This window comes from Verrucomicrobiia bacterium, from assembly GCA_035629175.1.
Classification (GTDB): domain Bacteria; phylum Verrucomicrobiota; class Verrucomicrobiia; order Limisphaerales; family DASXHY01; genus DASXHY01.
Genome location: DASPIL010000055.1, coordinates 1 through 17,445 on the forward strand (window position 1 = coordinate 1; position 17,445 = coordinate 17,445).

The 17,445-nt window shown below is 58.2% G+C and carries 10 protein-coding genes and 1 tRNA gene; 5 read left to right on the forward strand and 6 right to left on the reverse strand.

Annotation, left to right across the window (positions count from 1 at the left end):
- Window positions 1-378 precede the first annotated feature (378 nt).
- A complete protein-coding gene (locus VEH04_08875) occupies window positions 379-759 on the forward strand; it encodes a hypothetical protein (GenBank protein ID HYG22882.1) in 381 nt (126 codons plus the stop codon).
- A 38-nt stretch (window positions 760-797) separates the two neighbouring features.
- On the opposite strand, the gene VEH04_08880 is transcribed toward VEH04_08875, so the two are convergent.
- A complete protein-coding gene (locus VEH04_08880; protein ID HYG22883.1) occupies window positions 798-1,568 on the reverse strand; it encodes a hypothetical protein in 771 nt (256 codons plus the stop codon).
- A gap of 165 nt (window positions 1,569-1,733) precedes the next feature.
- Between VEH04_08880 and ruvB the strand changes: the two genes are divergently transcribed.
- From ruvB to VEH04_08895, 3 genes are all read left to right on the forward strand, one after another.
- Entirely contained in the window at window positions 1,734-2,753 is a 1,020-nt protein-coding gene (ruvB, locus tag VEH04_08885) for a Holliday junction branch migration DNA helicase RuvB (protein HYG22884.1), read from the forward strand.
- 166 nt (window positions 2,754-2,919) lie between these two features.
- Entirely contained in the window at window positions 2,920-9,984 is a 7,065-nt protein-coding gene (locus VEH04_08890; protein ID HYG22885.1) for a lamin tail domain-containing protein, read from the forward strand.
- 73 nt (window positions 9,985-10,057) lie between these two features.
- Window positions 10,058-12,196: a prolyl oligopeptidase family serine peptidase gene (locus VEH04_08895; GenBank protein HYG22886.1), complete on the forward strand. Its 2,139-nt coding sequence runs from the start codon at window positions 10,058-10,060 to the stop codon at window positions 12,194-12,196.
- Between the two features lie 15 nt (window positions 12,197-12,211).
- On the opposite strand, the gene VEH04_08900 is transcribed toward VEH04_08895, so the two are convergent.
- The gene (locus VEH04_08900) at window positions 12,212-13,609 is read right to left on the reverse strand and encodes a TonB-dependent receptor (protein ID HYG22887.1); all 1,398 of its coding nucleotides are present in this window, start codon (window positions 13,607-13,609) and stop codon (window positions 12,212-12,214) included.
- Between the two features lie 112 nt (window positions 13,610-13,721).
- On the opposite strand from VEH04_08900, the gene VEH04_08905 reads away from it, so the two are divergent.
- Window positions 13,722-14,546 (forward strand): DUF72 domain-containing protein, encoded by an 825-nt coding sequence (locus VEH04_08905; GenBank protein HYG22888.1) that lies wholly within the window; start codon window positions 13,722-13,724, stop codon window positions 14,544-14,546.
- Window positions 14,547-14,697: 151 nt separating this feature from the next.
- Here VEH04_08905 and VEH04_08910 read toward each other — a convergent pair.
- The 4 genes from VEH04_08910 to VEH04_08925 form a co-directional block, all read right to left on the reverse strand.
- Window positions 14,698-14,773, reverse strand: a tRNA-Lys gene (locus VEH04_08910).
- Window positions 14,774-14,854: 81 nt separating this feature from the next.
- Entirely contained in the window at window positions 14,855-15,904 is a 1,050-nt protein-coding gene (gene trpD / locus VEH04_08915) for an anthranilate phosphoribosyltransferase (GenBank protein HYG22889.1), read from the reverse strand.
- Window positions 15,905-15,968: 64 nt separating this feature from the next.
- Window positions 15,969-16,868 (reverse strand): MBL fold metallo-hydrolase, encoded by a 900-nt coding sequence (locus VEH04_08920; protein ID HYG22890.1) that lies wholly within the window; start codon window positions 16,866-16,868, stop codon window positions 15,969-15,971.
- A 76-nt stretch (window positions 16,869-16,944) separates the two neighbouring features.
- Window positions 16,945-17,355, reverse strand: a complete 411-nt coding sequence (locus VEH04_08925; GenBank protein HYG22891.1) for a peptide chain release factor-like protein — start codon at window positions 17,353-17,355, stop codon at window positions 16,945-16,947.
- Window positions 17,356-17,445: the final 90 nt, after the last annotated feature.

Here is a 17,445-nt window from a genome sequence, read left to right on the forward strand (position 1 = left end):
CTTTGGTTTCATCGCCGAGCGCCTGAAATGAATCCGCCAGTACGCAGGCTTCAGCCTTATTCTTTGAGGTTTCCATGCCACCGAGCCTATGCAGCACCCTCGGACATCCGCGGTCCAAGCGTTTGCTAAATATATAAGCCCGTCACCTGTTGTCCCCAGCACTGGGGACATGCATGCAATTGAGAAGCTGATACCGTTTCTTCGTCGGCGTTAAGTTCTCATTGCGCCGTGTGTAAAGCCGGACCTGTTGTCCGGCTTTTGTTTTGTACCCATTCGTCTATTTCGGCAAGGAAGCGCCTCCCACCGTTCGATCGGCGGGCTGATCGAGCGAGGAACATCCACCTTTACAACATTTGGGTGCTTTGCCACGCTCCCGCCATGTTGAAAAAATGCCTGGCTTTTTTGGTTTCGCCACTGCTGCTGGCGGGGTGCACGTCCACCCATTTCACCAATCTCACGCCATCGCAGCAGGTCCGGAATCCAAACAACCTCTATCCCGTTGAAGTGTCGTTGATCACCCGCCAGCAAACGCTTCGGTGGGACAGCATCAAACCGTACATCGTGGTGAACAATGAGTTCATTCCCATGCGTCCAACCCCCTTGATGACAAATCGCTGGGAGGGCCTTGTGCCTGCAGCGCCCGGGGCGGAATCGGTAACGTATCAGTACAAGTTCGATTACCTGAACAACGCGGTGGGCGGCCCCGTGCCGAACAGCGCTTTCTCACGCGAATACACTTTCAAGCTGCTGGAACCGTAATCGCGCCGATTTCCTGGCCGGCCGGGAACCCCGGCCGGCTATTTCTTTTTCAAGAGGTCACGCAGCCCGCCAGTAACGTTGGTCAGCGATCCGGTTGCCCCTTTCCCGAGCTCTTTTCCCATCTCCACAGCCGAAGTACCCAGCTGCGACATCGCCTTTTCGGCCTCCTGAACAGCTGTCTTTTCGATTTCCTTCAATAGACGCCGGACCAATTCCGTGGCCGTGATACCATCAGGCCCCGTTCCCAGCCCCGTCAATTGGATGTTCGGAAGGGTGACAGGGAGCGACTTGCCGCCCATGCCGGTGATGCTGACATTCAGACGGGCTCCCCGAATCGTAAACTCGTCCACCTGCAACTTCTGGTTCGGCCCTTCGTCCGGCTCCGCAGCGGCATTCGTGTCGCTGCCCCCTGTGCTTTCCTCCAGGTTCGCCAGAATCTTGCTCAAGTTGTTCCCTCCGAACCCGCCTTCGAATGTGATCTGCGGTTCGATCAACTCGATTTTGCGAACGATGATCTTGTCGCCAAAAACGGAAGTCGGTTTCAACGCGAGGGTGGCGCTGCCCACCGAGATGGCATTGGGCGTCTTGAATCCCTCGGGATTCCCAACAATCAATCCTTCCATTGTTCCCGATCCTGACAGGGTCGAAATGCTTACCTTTTCGAGAGTGACTGGAACCTTTGTCATCTGGGGCCCGAATGTTTCGACACCGCGTTTAACGGCGCCATCCAGGAAGAAACTAATGCCGATGACGATCGCCACGATGAAGACAGCGACACCGATGGAAAGCCACACCAGGATTTTTTTCATGCGGGCATTCAACGCCCCAGTAACGCTTTCCGCCAGCCTTTTCGCGCCTCGAAAGCCTTCGGTCACAAACCTCGAAGATCCCCGAAACGAACGCATCTTTGGAAGTTCGCCGCCTGGCGCAGTCCATACTTGTCGCTCCGGCATTCCTTCGTCATGTTCTCTGCGATGTCCGATCGCATGGTTTCCGATGTCCTGACCAAGCCCGATGCCGCGTTGGAAATGACGCTGCGGCCGTCGTTGTTTTCTGATTTCACGGGCCAGGCAAAGGTGAAGGAACGTCTCGAGATCACTGTCGCCGCGGCAAAGCAACGCGGTGAAGCGCTCGATCACATCCTGCTTTCCGGCCCGCCCGGGCTTGGCAAAACCACGCTTGCCAACATTCTCGCGAAGGCGATGGGTTCCAGTCTCAAATCGACAAGTGGTCCAACCATTGAGAAGGCTGCGGATCTTGCCGGGTTGCTGACGAATCTCGATGAAGGCGATGTGTTGTTCATCGATGAAATTCATCGGCTGCAGAAAACCATTGAGGAGTACCTCTATCCCGCAATGGAGGATTACAAGCTCGATATCATCATCGACCAGGGACCGAACGCCCGCAGCGTCCGACTAAACCTGCCGAGGTTCACCTTGATTGGCGCCACAACACGCAGCGGCCTGCTCACGGCGCCCCTGCTCACCCGTTTCCCAATTCGCGAGCGGCTCGATTATTATGACGCGACGCAACTGACCTCAATTGTGGTTCGAGCGGCGCGGCTTTTGAACATCGGGGTGGAGGACGAAGGAGCCCACGAAATTGCGCGGCGCAGCCGCGGCACCCCCCGCATCGCGAACAACCTCCTGCGCCGCGTCCGGGATTACGCGCAGATCAAGGGCGACGGACGAATTACAAAATCGCTGGCAGATCGCGCGCTGGCGATGCTGGAGATTGACGAGAACGGCCTCGACGAGATGGATAAACGCATTCTCGAAACCATGATCGTGAAGTTCGGTGGGGGGCCAGTCGGAGTGAATTCCCTCGCGGTCGCCGTCGGTGAGGAACCCGACACGCTGGAGGAGGTTTACGAGCCCTACCTGATCATGGAAGGCTATCTGAATCGAACTTCCCAGGGACGCGTGGCAACCGAATTGAGCTACAAGAAACTGGGTCTGAAGCCTGCAGGCAATAACCAGCCGCGACTCCTCTAACCGCGCACACGGTTGATCGCTCCGGCCTTTTGCATTTTGCTTTTCGCCCTCAAAAGAGTGCGAGCTTTGGGATGACACAGATCCGATTCTTGCCCTAGAATCGGGCACGCTCGATATGATCACCCCCCTTCGTAGCCTCATCCTCCGTTTTCTGCATTTTGCAACCGTGTCTTTGTTCCTGGCGATCGCGAACGTGATCGCTCTTGGCCAGGTCACTGAGACGTGGATTCCAACCGGCTCAACCTGGCGTTGGCGCAAAGGAACCAACGAGGTCTCGACGCCTGCAAGCCTCTGGCGCAACACTGTTTTTGGTGACGGCTCCTGGCCGCTCGGCGTCGCTCCATTTCATTATGGCAACAACGGTTCGACCGGCGACGATGGGATCACGGACGGAACAATCCTTACGGACATGCGAACGCGTTATCGCTGCGTGTTTCTGAGACGCACCTTTTCGATTACCAACATGGCGGAAATCAGCGGCGTTCGTTTGGTTGCGAATTACGACGACGGATTCGTCGCCTGGATCAATGGCATCGAAGTCGCCCGCTCCTTTTTCACCAACGCCTCGCCCCTCTACACGCACGTGGCATCTGGATCCCATGAAGCAGGCACGGCTGTGACATTCACCATCGGTTTGCCGCCGGGAAACTACCTCGTGAACGGCAACAACGCCCTCACGATACAGGCGTTCAACCAAAGCTTGTCGGGCAGTTCGGATTTTCGCATCGACGCGCGCCTTGAAGCGACCCGCATCGACACCACGCCGCTTGCCCTTGCGAACGTGGAGCCCTCGGCAAATTCTATCGTGTCATCACTTTCGCAGGCCACCGTCACCTTCAACAAACCTGTCTCGGGTGTCGATGCCTCTGACTTCCTGATCAACGATCAACCCGCAAGCAGTCTGATCGGATCACCGGGAACCAATCGCTACACGTTCGTCTTCGCGGCCCCGGCCCCTGGCCTGATTCACTTTGCGTGGAATGAAGCGCATGGGATTACCGGGCTGGGAGCGGAAGCGTTCGATCCCGCGGGGGCCAATGCGGCATGGAACGTCACGTTGGTTGACACCGCCGCTCCTGTTATCAGCGACACCACGCCCGTCGCGTCGGCGGTCGTCAGCCAGTTCAGCCAGGTGGAAGTGCGCTTCAACGAACCCGTGTCCGGTGTTGAGGCCAGCGATCTTCGCCTCAACGGCCAGATCGCCAACGGCGTTTCGGGGAGCGACTCCGGTCCGTATGTATTCCAATTCCAGCAGCCCGCTGTGAATGGAACCATGACCTTTTCCTGGGCACCCGCCCACGGCATCCGCGATGTGACATCGAACTCCTTCGCTGGAGGGAGTTGGTCCGTCATCCTCAACACGACGCTTTCGCATGGCGACATTGTCATCAATGAGTTCGTCGCTGGTAATACAACCGGCCTGATCGACGAGAACAGCACGCAACAAGACTGGATTGAGCTTCACAACCGCGGCGCACAGGCAGTCAACCTCCTCGGCTGGTCGCTGACGGACGATCCTGAAGTTCCTGGCAAATGGACATTCCCGGCGCGCGTCATCAGTCCGGGCGAGTATCTCGTTGTTTTCGCATCTGAAAAAGACCGTCGCGCACCCACGGGAACCAATCGGTTTCACACCAATTTCAAACTGAATCTGTTTGGCGAATATCTGGCGTTGTTCAACCCCGAGTATCCGCGACAGCCCGTTTCGGTGCTGGAACCGGAATTTCCGGAGCAGCGCAACAACTACTCGCATGGCCGCAACGCGGCGGACGCTTGGCGCTATTACCAAACACCAACCCCGGGCGCAGCCAACGGCGAGAGCCCGATTTTCGGGATCGCCGCGCCGCCGCACTTCACAATCCCTCGCGGCATATTCAACCAGCCGTTTCAACTCGCGCTGACCTCCGCGCCTGGTGGTGTCATTCGATACACACTCGACGGAAGCGAGCCAACGCCCTCCACAGGGTTCATTTATTCGCAACCGCTGAATATCACGAATACAACGCTCGTGCGGGCGATCACCGTAGCGCCCGGCACGCTGCCGTCGCGCACCGTGACTCACAGTTACCTCTATCTTGGCTCCGTGTTGTCACAACCCGCCAATCCACCCGGGTTTCCATCAACATGGGGCACGAGCCAGTCCTTCCCCACCCCGAACGTTCCTGCCGATTATGCGATGGACCTGGACCCGATTCGGCTCAACCCGTTGAATCCCGCATCCGCACTCGATCCGGAGAAACTGGCGCGTTACGAGAAGGGAATCCGCGAGTTGCCGGTGGTTTCGCTCGTGCTGCGCCGTGATGACATGTTTGGCGCAGGGGGCCTGTATCCGAATTCCAGTTCAGGCAACAAGGCTTCCAATGAGAAGTCATGCTCGGTTGAAATGATTCTTCCCGACGGCTCTTCAGCGTTTGCCGTTTCGGCTGGAATTGACCTGCACGGAAACGCCAGCCGCGATCCATTCAAGAATCCGAAACATGGCTTCAAGCTGAACTTCAAGGGCGATTACGGCGAGACAACGCTCGAATACAGGCTGTTCACGGATTCACCCGCTGAAAAATTCGACGACCTGATTTTGCGACCGGACTTTGGCGTCAGCTGGCGTCACTGGTCCGATTCTCCAGACGATCCGCTGGGCGCCATGCAACGCACACGCGCTTCCCCGACGCGGGATGCCTGGATGAAGGAAGCTTTCCGCGACATGGGCAACCCTGCGAGCTACACACGCTATTTTCACCTGATGATCAACGGCCTGTATTGGGGCGTGTACGATTTCACCGAACAACCGACGGGACAGTTCGGAGAAAACTACCTCGCTGCATCCACAAATGGCTATGACATCTACGACCAGGGTGGCGTCACAACCACTGCAGGGGGCAATTCGGCCGCATATAACACCATGCTTGGAATCTCCAATCTCGGGGACAACAGCAACTACGAGCGGATGAAGCAGTATCTGGACGTGACCTGTTATGCAGATTACATGCTGCTTTGCTTCTATTGCGGCGCTCAGGATTGGGGAACTGCAAAGAACTGGTTTGCGATCCGGGCACGCATTCCGGGCCCGGCGGGAACCTTCAAGTACATGCCGTGGGACGGCGAAAACATCCTGTTGGACAGCCATATCAACCGCGTTCCCGGGGCACAGGGCGATGTGCCCAGCGGCTTGCACTTGAAGCTGGATGACAATCCCCAGTACCGGCTCGATTTCGCTGACCGCGTCCACAAGCACATGATCGCGCCCGATGGTGCGCTCACGCCAGAAGCCAACGTCGCGCGCTGGCAGAAGTGGGAAGCAGTGCTGGACGCGCCGATTGTGGCCGAGTCCATGCGTTGGGGCGATTATCGGCGGGATGTGCATCCCTATCAGAACGGCACCTTCCAACTCTACACGCGAGAGAGCCACTGGCTCGCGGAGAACGAGCGCGTGGTGAACACCTACGTGCCTACGCGCCACGCCACTGTCATGAACCAGCTGCGAGCCGCCGGGCTGTATCCCGCAGTCGAGGCTCCTGAATTCCGGCAGAATCACATTGCAGGACCTGTGCTCGGAAGCCGCCAGGCCGCTTCGGGTTTCATCGTTGCGATGCACAACCCAAATCCCGGAACGATTTACTTCACAACGAATGGAAGCGATCCGCGCGTCGCTTACTCAGGAATTGTGGCGCCTTCAGCTCAGGCCTACTCCGCGCCGCTGACACTCAATTCGACGACGATTCTCAAGGCTCGCGTATTGAACGGCGGAACATGGAGCGCCTTGAACGAAGCCACCTTCACGATTGCGCAACTCGGGGTTCCGCTGCGCATCACCGAAATCATGTACAACCCTGAAGGCGGCGATGCCTACGAATTCATCGAGCTCATGAACGTCGGGGCACAAGCCCTGGATATCAGCCTGTTCAGCTTTGATGGCATCACGCTGACGTTCCCGAGCGGAACCAGCATTCCCGCAAATGGCCTCCTTGTTCTGGCAAACTCAGCGAGCCCGGCTGCATTTGCCACGCGGCATCCATCCACGCCGGTGTTCGCCTATTTCGGCGGCAGCCTGATGAACAGCGGAGAACGGATTGCTCTCCTCGATCGCGGCGGTAACACGGTCGTTGCTGTGCATTACGATGATGAAGACGGGTGGCCGCTGGCGGCCGACGGCGGCGGAGCATCGGCTGGAATCATCGAAGTAGCCGGAGATTTGAGCGCTCCATCGAATTGGCAGGCCATTGCGGGAGGTTCTCCGGGCCTGCCACCCCAGGCGGCCGCGGCAGCTGAAGTGGTCATCAATGAAGTCATGGCAGACAACGCAACCGCGGTCGGCAATGGCGGAGGATTTCCCGATTGGATCGAGCTCCATAATACGGGAGCGAGCGTTGTTAACCTCGCAAACTGGAGCCTCTCGGATGAGAGCGCACCGCGACAATATGTGCTGCCTGCCACGAACCTCCCGCCCGGAGGATTCCTTGTCATCTGGTGTGACAGCGCAACCAACGCTCCCGGATTGCATACACGCTTCGCATTGAGCAAAAGCGGGGAAACCGTGTCGCTGTTCAATTCGAACACGCAACGGGTTGACGCGGTGACACTGGGACTGCAGTTGACCGATTACAGCGTCGGCCGAATCAATGGGGACTGGGTGCTTACCGTGCCCACGCCAGGGGGTGCAAACGAATCTGCTGCGCTGGAAAGTCAAAATCACCTGACGATCAACGAATGGCTACCTAATCCATTGACTGGCGGACAGGACTGGATCGAGCTGTTTAACCAGTCACCTGCATCGCCAGTTTCTTTGCGGGGCATTTATATCCAGACGAGTAACACGGTGGCGCGCCTCGGGTCGCTTTCATTTGTTTCGCCAAACAGCTTTGTTCAGTTGTTTGCCGATGAAAGGGCAGGTGCCAACCAATTGGACCTGAAGCTTTCATCGGAGGGAGGCAGGATTGCGCTGCTCGATGCCGCGGGAATTCAGATCGAAGAAGTGTCGTACAGCGCCGTGGCAGAAGCCGTGTCGCAAGGGCGATTGCCCGACGGAAGTCAAAACGTGGCGAGTTTTCCGGCAAGCGTCAGCCCAGGCGCTGGGAACTACACGCTCACATACACTGGTCCAACGTTGAATGAAATCCTCGGACGCAACGATCATGCCGTGCTCAGCCCGTGGGACACCTACGTCGACTTCATTGAACTGCGCAACCCAGCCGCATCGCCCGTCAGTCTGGATGGAATGGCGCTCGCCCGATCTGTTGCAATTGCCGAGCGATGGACTTTCCCTGCGGGAACAACCATTGCCGCGAACGGATACATCGTTGTGTGGTGCGACAGTTCCCGCTCGGCATCCACTTCGAGCGGCGGCGCTCTAAACACAGGTTTTTCGCTGCCTGGGGAAGGCGCTCGCGTTTACCTGTTTAATGGCTCGGGCCAAATCGTTGATGATCTCGCCTACGGATTCCAGGTTGAAGATCGCCCCATCGGAATCGTGGGCGGCCAATGGCAACTCCTGAACACGCCCACTCCCGGTACAGTCAACTCGGCAGCGGCAGCCCTCGGCCCGGTCGCAGGGCTGCGGTTCAACGAATGGATGGCCGCACCTGTGCTGGGATACGACTGGTTCGAGATCTTCAACAGCAATGCGCTGCCGGCAAACATCAGCGGACTGTATGTGACTGACAATCCCTCGATCTCCACACTGACAAATTCCCCCTTGCCTGCGCTGAGTTTCATTGACGGACGGGACTGGATTCAACTGTTTGCCAGCAACGGCGACGAAACGGGACCTCAACACACGCGTTTTGCGCTGAGTGCCAATGGCGAAACGCTCGGCCTCTACAACACTAACCTAACACTGATCGATTCATTACATTTCGGAGTGCAGGCCAGCGGGATTTCCCAGGGGCGCCTGCCGGATGGCGGCACAAACGTTGTTTCCTTCGTGAACACAGCTTCGCCCGCTGCTGCAAACTGGCTTCCGTTGGAAAGTGTTGTCATCAACGAAATCCTCTCCCACACGGACGCTCCGCTGGAGGATGCCATTGAACTTCACAATACGACTGCCAATCCCGTCAATATCGGCGGCTGGTTCCTCAGCGATTCGCAAAGCGACCTGAAGCGCTATCGCATTCCTGACAATACGATCGTTGCCGCGGGTGGATACCGTGTGTTCTATCAGAATCAGTTCGGCGGGACGGACGGCGACAACGAGGAACCCCCGTTCTTCACATTCAACTCCGCACGCGGGGACTCAGCGCACCTTTCACAGGCCGACGCTGCGGGGAACCTTGGCGGCCTGCGCAGCACCGTCAGCTTCGGAGCGGCCCCGAATGGCATTTCGTTCGGACGCTTTCAAACGAGCGTCGAAACCGAGTTCGTAGCAATGAGCCAGCGGACGTTTGGGGTCGACAATCCCGCAACCCTGCCGCAATTCCGCAGCGGAACCGGGGCAAGCAATGCGTATCCGCTTGTCGGTCCCATCGTGATCAGCGAAATCATGTATCATCCGGAAGTCGAGACCGACCCTGGCAACCATCATGAATATATTGAACTGCACAACCTCAGTGACAGTCCTGTCGCGCTCTACGATCCAGCGCATCCAGGCAACACCTGGCGGCTGGCAAACGCCGTCGAGTTTTCATTCGCAAGCGGAACCGTGATTTCAAACCGCGGCACGCTGACGGTCGTGGGATTCAATCCCGCGGCAGATGCCACTGCGCTTGCCGCGTTCCAGGCGGAATACGGGCTGGTGGGGCCGCTCACAGGTCCATTCAGCGGCCGTTTGAACAATGCCGGCGAATCGGTAGAACTCTGGCGGCCCGATGCGCCTCAAACCCCGCCGCATCCGGACGCGGGTTTTCTTCCGTTAATATTGGTCGAACGGGTGGTGTACTCCGACGCGGGCGGGTGGCCGGCAGCCGCCGATGGTATGGGACCGTCATTGCACCGTCTCGTTGCGAACCATTTTGGGAATGATCCCTTCAACTGGATCGCGGCACCCGCCTCGCCCGGGCTTGGTCATGTCCCGATCGATCCGCCAATTGCCACAGCCCAGCGTTCAGGCAACGAAATTCATCTGATGTTCACAGTGTCGCCCGGCCATGGCTACCAGGTTCAATGGAAGGAACGTCTCACGGATCCGTCATGGACTCCCTTGGGAAGTCCAATCATTGCGAACACAGCTCAGTTGCTGGTCACCGACACAATTATTTCGCAAATTTCCGGCCGGTTTTATCGGCTGGTTCTCGTGCCCTGATTGCGATCGTTCACGGCGCAGCTTGCCGAACGTTCAGCTTGAAAGAGGGTGATGGGTTATTGATGCTGCACGCATGATGAAAAAGGCGTTTCTCAGTTTTCTCGCGCTGTCCTTCCTCCTGCTCGCGAGTTGCACCCGAACCACGCCAGGCCTTGTAGTTCCCCTGTCCGCACTTGCCGGCTCCTCGACAGACCTCGCCGATAATCATCTCTGGCTCGAGGAAGTTGCTGGCGCCCCCCAACTGGAATGGGTGAAGGAGCAAAACGCACCGACCGTGAAGGAACTGGAAGGAAACCCGCGATTCGCACCAACCCGCGAACGGCTCCTGACCATTCTCAACTCGCGCGAGCGGATTCCGGGAATCTCCAAGCGCGGCCCTTACTATTACAACTTCTGGATGGATGAAAAAAATCCGCGTGGCCTTTGGCGGCGAACCACGCTGGAAGAATACCGAAAGGCAGAACCGAACTGGGAAGTTGTGCTCGATGTGGACCAGCTCGCCCGGGAAGAGAACGAAAATTGGGTTTGGAAGGGCGTGGATTTTCTCGAGCCCGAATTCGATCGCGGAATGGTGGCGTTATCGCGCGGTGGCGCCGATGCCACCGTACGCCGTGAGTTCGACGTCACGCGCAAGGAATTCATTGCCGATGGATTTACGCTGCCTGAAGCCAAGAGTTACATCGCATGGCGCAATCGCGATGCGTTGTACGTGGGAACCGATTTCGGGCCAGGCTCGTTGACACATTCAGGTTACCCGAGAGTTGTAAAGGAATGGTCCCGAGGAACTCCGCTCACGGCGGCAAAATTGATCCGCGAAGGACAGGCTGAGGATATGCTCGTCCACGCGGAAGTCGTGCATGATCACGGACGCGTTCACGAGTTCATCGTCCGGCGCCCCACCTTCTTCACCGATGAGACTTTCCTTCGAGTGAATGACGCGTGGGTGCGGCTCGACAAGCCTGCGGATGCTGAAGTATCAACGTTCGACAATTTCCTGCTGCTCCGCCTGCGTCAGGATTGGAATCTTGAGGGCACCCGCCATTTGGCGGGATCATTGCTCGCCTGCGATCTTGCGAAATTTCTGGAAGGTAATCGGCAGTTCACGACGCTTTTCCAGCCTGATGCGCGAACGTCGCTGGCCGGCTTCAGCGCCACACACCGCTACATTATTTTGAACGTGATGGAAAACGTCCGCAGCCGGCCTTCGCTGCTGCGCCCGGCGGAAGGCGCGTGGACGCGCACAGCCCTGCCCGCGCCTGAATTTGGAACCGTATCGGTGAGCGGCGAGGAGCCCAACGAGTCCGACGCATACTTCATGAGCGTCTCAGATTTTCTGACGCCGTCCACGCTCTACCGTGGCGTGGCGGGCACGGAGGAGCTGGAAAAACTCAAGGCCCTCCCGGCCTTTTTCAATGCCGAAGGACTTCACATCGAACAATTCACCGTCACATCCAGGGACGGCACCCCCGTCCCTTATTTCCAGGTCAGCAGAACGAACCTTGTGCTGAGTGGCACCAATCCCACGTTGTTATATGGGTATGGCGGCTTTGAAATTTCGTTGCGCCCGGATTACAACGCAGGAGTCGGGTCCGCCTGGCTGGAGAGCGGCGGCGTCTACGTCCTCGCAAACATCCGTGGTGGTGGCGAATTCGGCCCCCCATGGCATAACTCTGCGCGAAAACAGAATCGTCAGCGCGCCTACGATGATTTCATCGCTGTTGCCGAAGACTTGGTGCGCCGCAAAGTGACATCGCCGCGCCACCTCGGCATCCAGGGCGGATCGAACGGCGGGTTGCTGATGGGAGTGATGTTGACGCAGCGGCCAGACCTGTTCGGCGCGATTGTTTGCCAGGTGCCGCTGCTCGACATGCGCCGCTATCACAAGCTGCTTGCGGGGGCGAGCTGGATGGATGAATACGGCGATCCCGACAAGCCTGAGGAATGGGAATTTATCAGCCGTTATTCGCCTTACCAAAATATTCGGCCCAACGTGGACTACCCCCGCGTGTTGTTCATGACCTCAACCCGCGACGATCGCGTTCATCCCGGACACGCGCGGAAAATGGTCGCGCGCATGAAGGAACAGGGGCATGACGTCCTGTACTACGAAAATATCGAAGGCGGCCACGGCGGCGCTGCGAACAATGAACAACGGGCCTACATGCTGGCGCTTGCATACACGTTCCTCTGGCAGCAACTGCAAGGACGTTGAACGGCCACGAAGCGATCACCCGCGAAATCCGAACAGGCGTTTGGCCTTGATCACATCGGCGATCGCAGGTGGAACGTGCTTGTCCCATGAGGGGTCATTCGCCTGGATGAGCTTGAGAACGTCACCCGAGTAAACGCCGAGAACGGAGGGATCGTAGTTCTCGATTCCCACAATCATTCTGTTCGCGATCAGGTGCTGAAGCAGGTGGGTCAAATGTGGCGGCACTTCGATGTTCTGCAACGTGGTTAGTTTTCCATCGCGGTCCAGCGATGGATAGACGAACAGCTTTACTCCGTTACGGAACAGTTGGCCAAACGACTCGAGCACGCCGCCCGGCATGCCCGTATAGAATTTCTCGTCAAAGATGTCGCGCAGCCGCACCAGCCCGAGGGGCAGCCCGATTGGCTTTTGTGTATAGCGCGACAGGTAGGCGACCAGACGGTGGTAACGGAGGAAATTTGAAAGCAACACCGGGAGGCCGAGAGCGCTTAGCGCATCCACCCGCTCCAGAAAATCCGCATGATCAATCTCATCGCCGACCTGCAGCTGTCGCAGAGTGATTTCCAGGATGACGATTGGCGTCTCGCCCTCAAGCGATGGTTCGCGGCTGAACTGTTCCTGTGAACGTTGCAGCATGTCGAGCATCGGTGTGGTGAGCGGACGAAAGCTGCCGCGCTGAACCAGCACGGGCTTCTTGTAGAGCACCTCGCCCCATTGTGCGGCCTCGCCCGTTCCGCTGAACATTGCCGCCTCCGTAAGGTCCTGCTTCACCAACTGCAATGCCATCAAGCGATTATCCACGCCGTCGAATGCGGGACCTGAAAACCGGATCATGTCCACCTCGACCCGTTCCCAGGTGAGGTTATCAAGCAGCGATCGGATTAGCGCCGCGGGATCGCTGTGATGATAGAAGGTCCCGAAGATGAAGTTCACGCCGATGATCCCAAGCGCCTCCTGCTGCCGCGCGCTCTCGCGGTCGAGCATGCGTACGTGGATCACAATCTCTGACGGCGGTGAATGCGGCTCCGTCTGGAATCGGATGCCCATCCATCCATGCCCGTCTTCGCGCCGTGTGTAACTGCTCGTCGCAACTGTATTCGCGAATGCGAAGAACGCAGTGCGATCGCCCCGCGCCTTTTCCAGGCGTTGCACGGCGAGCGCATATTCGTATTCCAGCATGGAACGCAATCGCTGGCGGCTGACATAGCGCTCCGCGGGACCATAAATGGCGTCGCTGACCGCCATGTCATAGGCGGAGATAGTTTTCGCCACGGTCCCCGACGCGCCGCCCACGCGGAAAAACCAGCGGGCGACCTCCTGCCCCGCGCCAATCTCGGCAAAGGTTCCATACCGCTTTGCATCCAGGTTGATGCGCAAAGCCTTTTGATCGGTGCTCAGGACGTCGCGAGCCATGGCTGAAGTATTTGCGTGAACGTCTCGTGACGCCAGTCTGGAAAGCGCCGGGACACCCGGTTTGACTCCCCACTGCGCCGCGGCGTTCGCTGAACGATCTTAATGTGTCGTTATGAATCCTATTTACATCGGCACGAGCGGGTGGATTTATAAAAGCTGGAACAAGACGTTCTATCCTGATGACATTCGTTCGCGCGAGCACCTGGAATTCTATGCGACGCAGTTTCCAACGGTCGAGATCAACGCCACGTTCTACCGCCTTCCAACGCTTCCAATGATCAAAGGATGGCATCAACGGGCTCCACGAAATTTTCTCTTCGCAGTGAAGGGCAGCCGCTTCATCACTCACATGAAGAAACTTGCCAACCTGAACGGCGGATTGAACAAGTTCATCCGCCGTATCCAGCCGCTGAAGGAGCACCTCGGGCCCGTGCTTTGGCAACTTCCGCCAAACCTCGGATACCATCCCGAACGCCTCGATCGGTTCCTGGCGAAAACTTCAAGATCGATGCGCCACGCGGTGGAGTTTCGGCATCCATCCTGGTATCACGAAAGTGGAACGTTCGAAGTGTTGAAGAACCACAATGCAGCCCACGTGTCGCTCAGTTCCCAGGGCGTGCCAATGAACCTCACAACCACGGCAGACTTTGTTTACATCCGCTTTCACGGCCTCAAGCACGGTGCCGCGCATGATTACACCCGCGACGAACTGAAGCCGTGGGCTGAGCACATCCGGCATGAAGCGCGACACGGGAGAACTGTGTTCGCCTATTTCAACAACGACCTGAACGTCCGCGCCCCCGGCAACGCCCGCATGTTGATCGAGATGGTTGACGACGTGCTGCCGCCAAAGGATGCGCACCCGCCGGGCTCACGGGCCCGCGCTCGAAACGCGTCGCCTCTATTGAAGTCCACGGCAGCAACTCTCGATTGTTGAATGCAGAGAAAAGGTCTGGGTCGAAAATAGACCAAGACTGGATAGCGTCTGAGATGGTACCCACTCAAGACGTGTACCCGCGAGGGTGACCACAGCGAAGAGGCGGAAGTGCGTTCTAGCCTTATTTTACACGGCTTTACTTCGTTTTAAATGGTGGGTTGGCAGGGACTCGAACCCTGGACCAATGCCTTAAAAGGGCACTGCTCTACCAACTGAGCTACCAACCCACGTTCGACAAAATGCCGGAGCAAAAGCGCCGCGAAACCTAATCAACGGCGCGAATCCCTGCAAGCGATTTCCCGCTCCAGCTACGATGCCAATTCCGACAACTTCTCTCTCGCCCGGCCGCTGTCAATCACGCCGGCCGCGGCATCCCAGCCGTCTGCAAGTGTTCGCGACCGGCCCGCGAGCATCAACGCGGCGGCGGCATTGAACAGCACTGAGTCGCGCTTGAGACCCCGATCCTTCCCATCCAATATCGCCCGCACAATCTCGGCGTTCGCCGCACGATCTCCTCCCGTGAGATCGGACAAAGTTGCCGCCTGCGGCGAGAATCCTTCGGGCGACAGCGTCGAGCTCGTGAAGCCACGCTCCTGGTAGAACTCGGCCACGGTGTTGTCGCCGAGAATCGACAGTTCATCAAGATACGAATCCGGCGCTCCGTTCATGGACACTTTGCCGCTGACCACCATGGCGCGACGAACCCCGAGCCTTTGAAGCACCTGCGCCAGGGGTTCGCAGAGACTGGGCCGCGGGACGCCGACGAGTTGCGCTGTGGGACGAGCCGGGTTCAGCAAGGGTCCGAGAAAATTGAAGATCGTGCGTTGACCCCGGTCGGCACAAAGCTTTCGCGCAGGAGCAATGAAGCGGAAAGCCGGGTGGTAATTCGGTGCGAAGAAAAATGCAAAATTCCGCTCGGCCAGCGATTGCGCGGCCTCCGCAGGCGACAAATCAATCCTGACCCCCAGCGCCTCCAATACATCCGCGCTGCCCGCCTGCGAGGTGATCGCTCGGTTGCCGTGCTTCGCAACGGCAATCCCCGCCGCCGAACAAATAATCGCGACCGTCGTCGAGATATTGAACGTGTTCAGCCGATCCCCACCCGTGCCGCAGACGTCGAGGATTTCCCCGGAGCGAGTAGCTTCGCTCAAGGCGGGTTGGACCGATTTCGCGCGCAGGGCGCCGGCAAAAGCGGCGATTTCCTCCACGGTTTCGCCCTTCAATGCGAGGTCACAGAGAAACGCGGCTTTAGAGGCGGCAGGTTCCGCTTCGCTGACAAGATGATCAACGGCGGCTTCACATTCATCGGGACGCAAGTTTTCACCACGCGCCAGTCGTTCGCTGAAATGTTGGAGCACGCCGCGATTGTAATCACGACGCCCCTGACGCAAAGGCCAAAGTCTCGAGACTCCGATTGCTTCATCAATCCGTCCGCACGTACGCAGAGCCCGAGGTGACGTCAGCGGGCGCATCGACATAGCGTCCGTGTTTGGGGACGGCAACATTGGCAAAATCCCGCGCCAGTGTTTTTAATGCATTGCGCATAACCACTCCCCGCATCGCAGGTCCGTGGCCCGTGACCGCCAGCTCGGGCTCGAGCGCCGCCAACTCCCTGACGGACGATTCTGACTCATCCCAATTTTGTGTGTAATACATAGGAGGCCCGTGCATGTCAGGCCGCTGCACGGCGACAGCATACGCGGATTCCTGTGTCGTGGTGATGAATGCATCGCCAGCGATCAGGACACGATCTGACGCACGCCACAAGGAAACATGCCCAGGTGTGTGACCGGGCGTTCGAATCCACCTCCAGCCAGGCATTCCGGGAACCGAAGAATCGGCGGGCAATGGCTGCAGCCAGCGGCTGATATCAATGGGTCCACGCGGATACAATGGCGACAACGCGGCCATCAGCCCACCCCCGACTGTCGGATCGGGCCGAGGGTACGACGCAGCGCCGTTCAGGTAAGGATGCTCCAGTTCGTGTGCATAGATGGGAACGTTCCATCGTTCAGCGAGGCTCTCCAAAGCTCCCACGTGATCGAAATGTCCGTGGGTGAGGAGGATTGCAGACGGACGGACACCCTCGCCAAATCGAGCCTCCGCGGCGCGAATAATTGCGCCTGCTGTTCCGGGAATACCTGCGTCGACCAACACCCACCCCCGATCGCCCGCTCCTGGCAACCCGTAAAATACCACGTTGACGATTGCCAGCCGTTTATATGCGAGGTCTGGCACCACTTCGTGCGTGTGATCATCGCGCGCACGGTCATCCTCCGGATCATAGGCCGGCTTGTCCTCCAAATTCACTTGTTGCTTCATAATTCTGCCTGGTTTGGCAGAAACTCCTTCAAGCATTGCCGAATCGTCAAGGGAGGGAGCAGCGCAAAACAAAAAACTAGTCGCCGCTGGCGACAGATCGTCGGAAGGATTTTTTTTCCGCGCGGCGCGACTTTGCAGCGAACATCCGGGACTTGGCCGCGGCAGAAGGCCGCCGGCTGGCGCGGCGCTGCTTCTCGATGCGCTGGCGCTCCGCTGCGATTCGTCCGCGCCGCTGCGCTTCCAGTTTGTCGAGCAACAGTTCACGCGCGAGGACGCGATTCCGCTGCTGATGTCGGCTCGTCTGGCATTTCACCTGCAAACCGCTCGGTCGATGGAGCAACACGACGCAGGTTGAAACCTTGTTGACGTTCTGTCCGCCATGTCCGCCTGACCGAACAAACGTCTCCTCAAGATCAGATTCGCGCACCCCGAGCGCTGCCATGCGTGTGGTGAGGGGATCGTTGACATTCTTTGCAGGCACACCCATGGGCACAGCATAGGCAGCCGAATCGCAGAATTCCAGTTCGAGCGCGCAATCGGACAGTACGAGAAAAGGGCGCGACACCCAACATGCCGC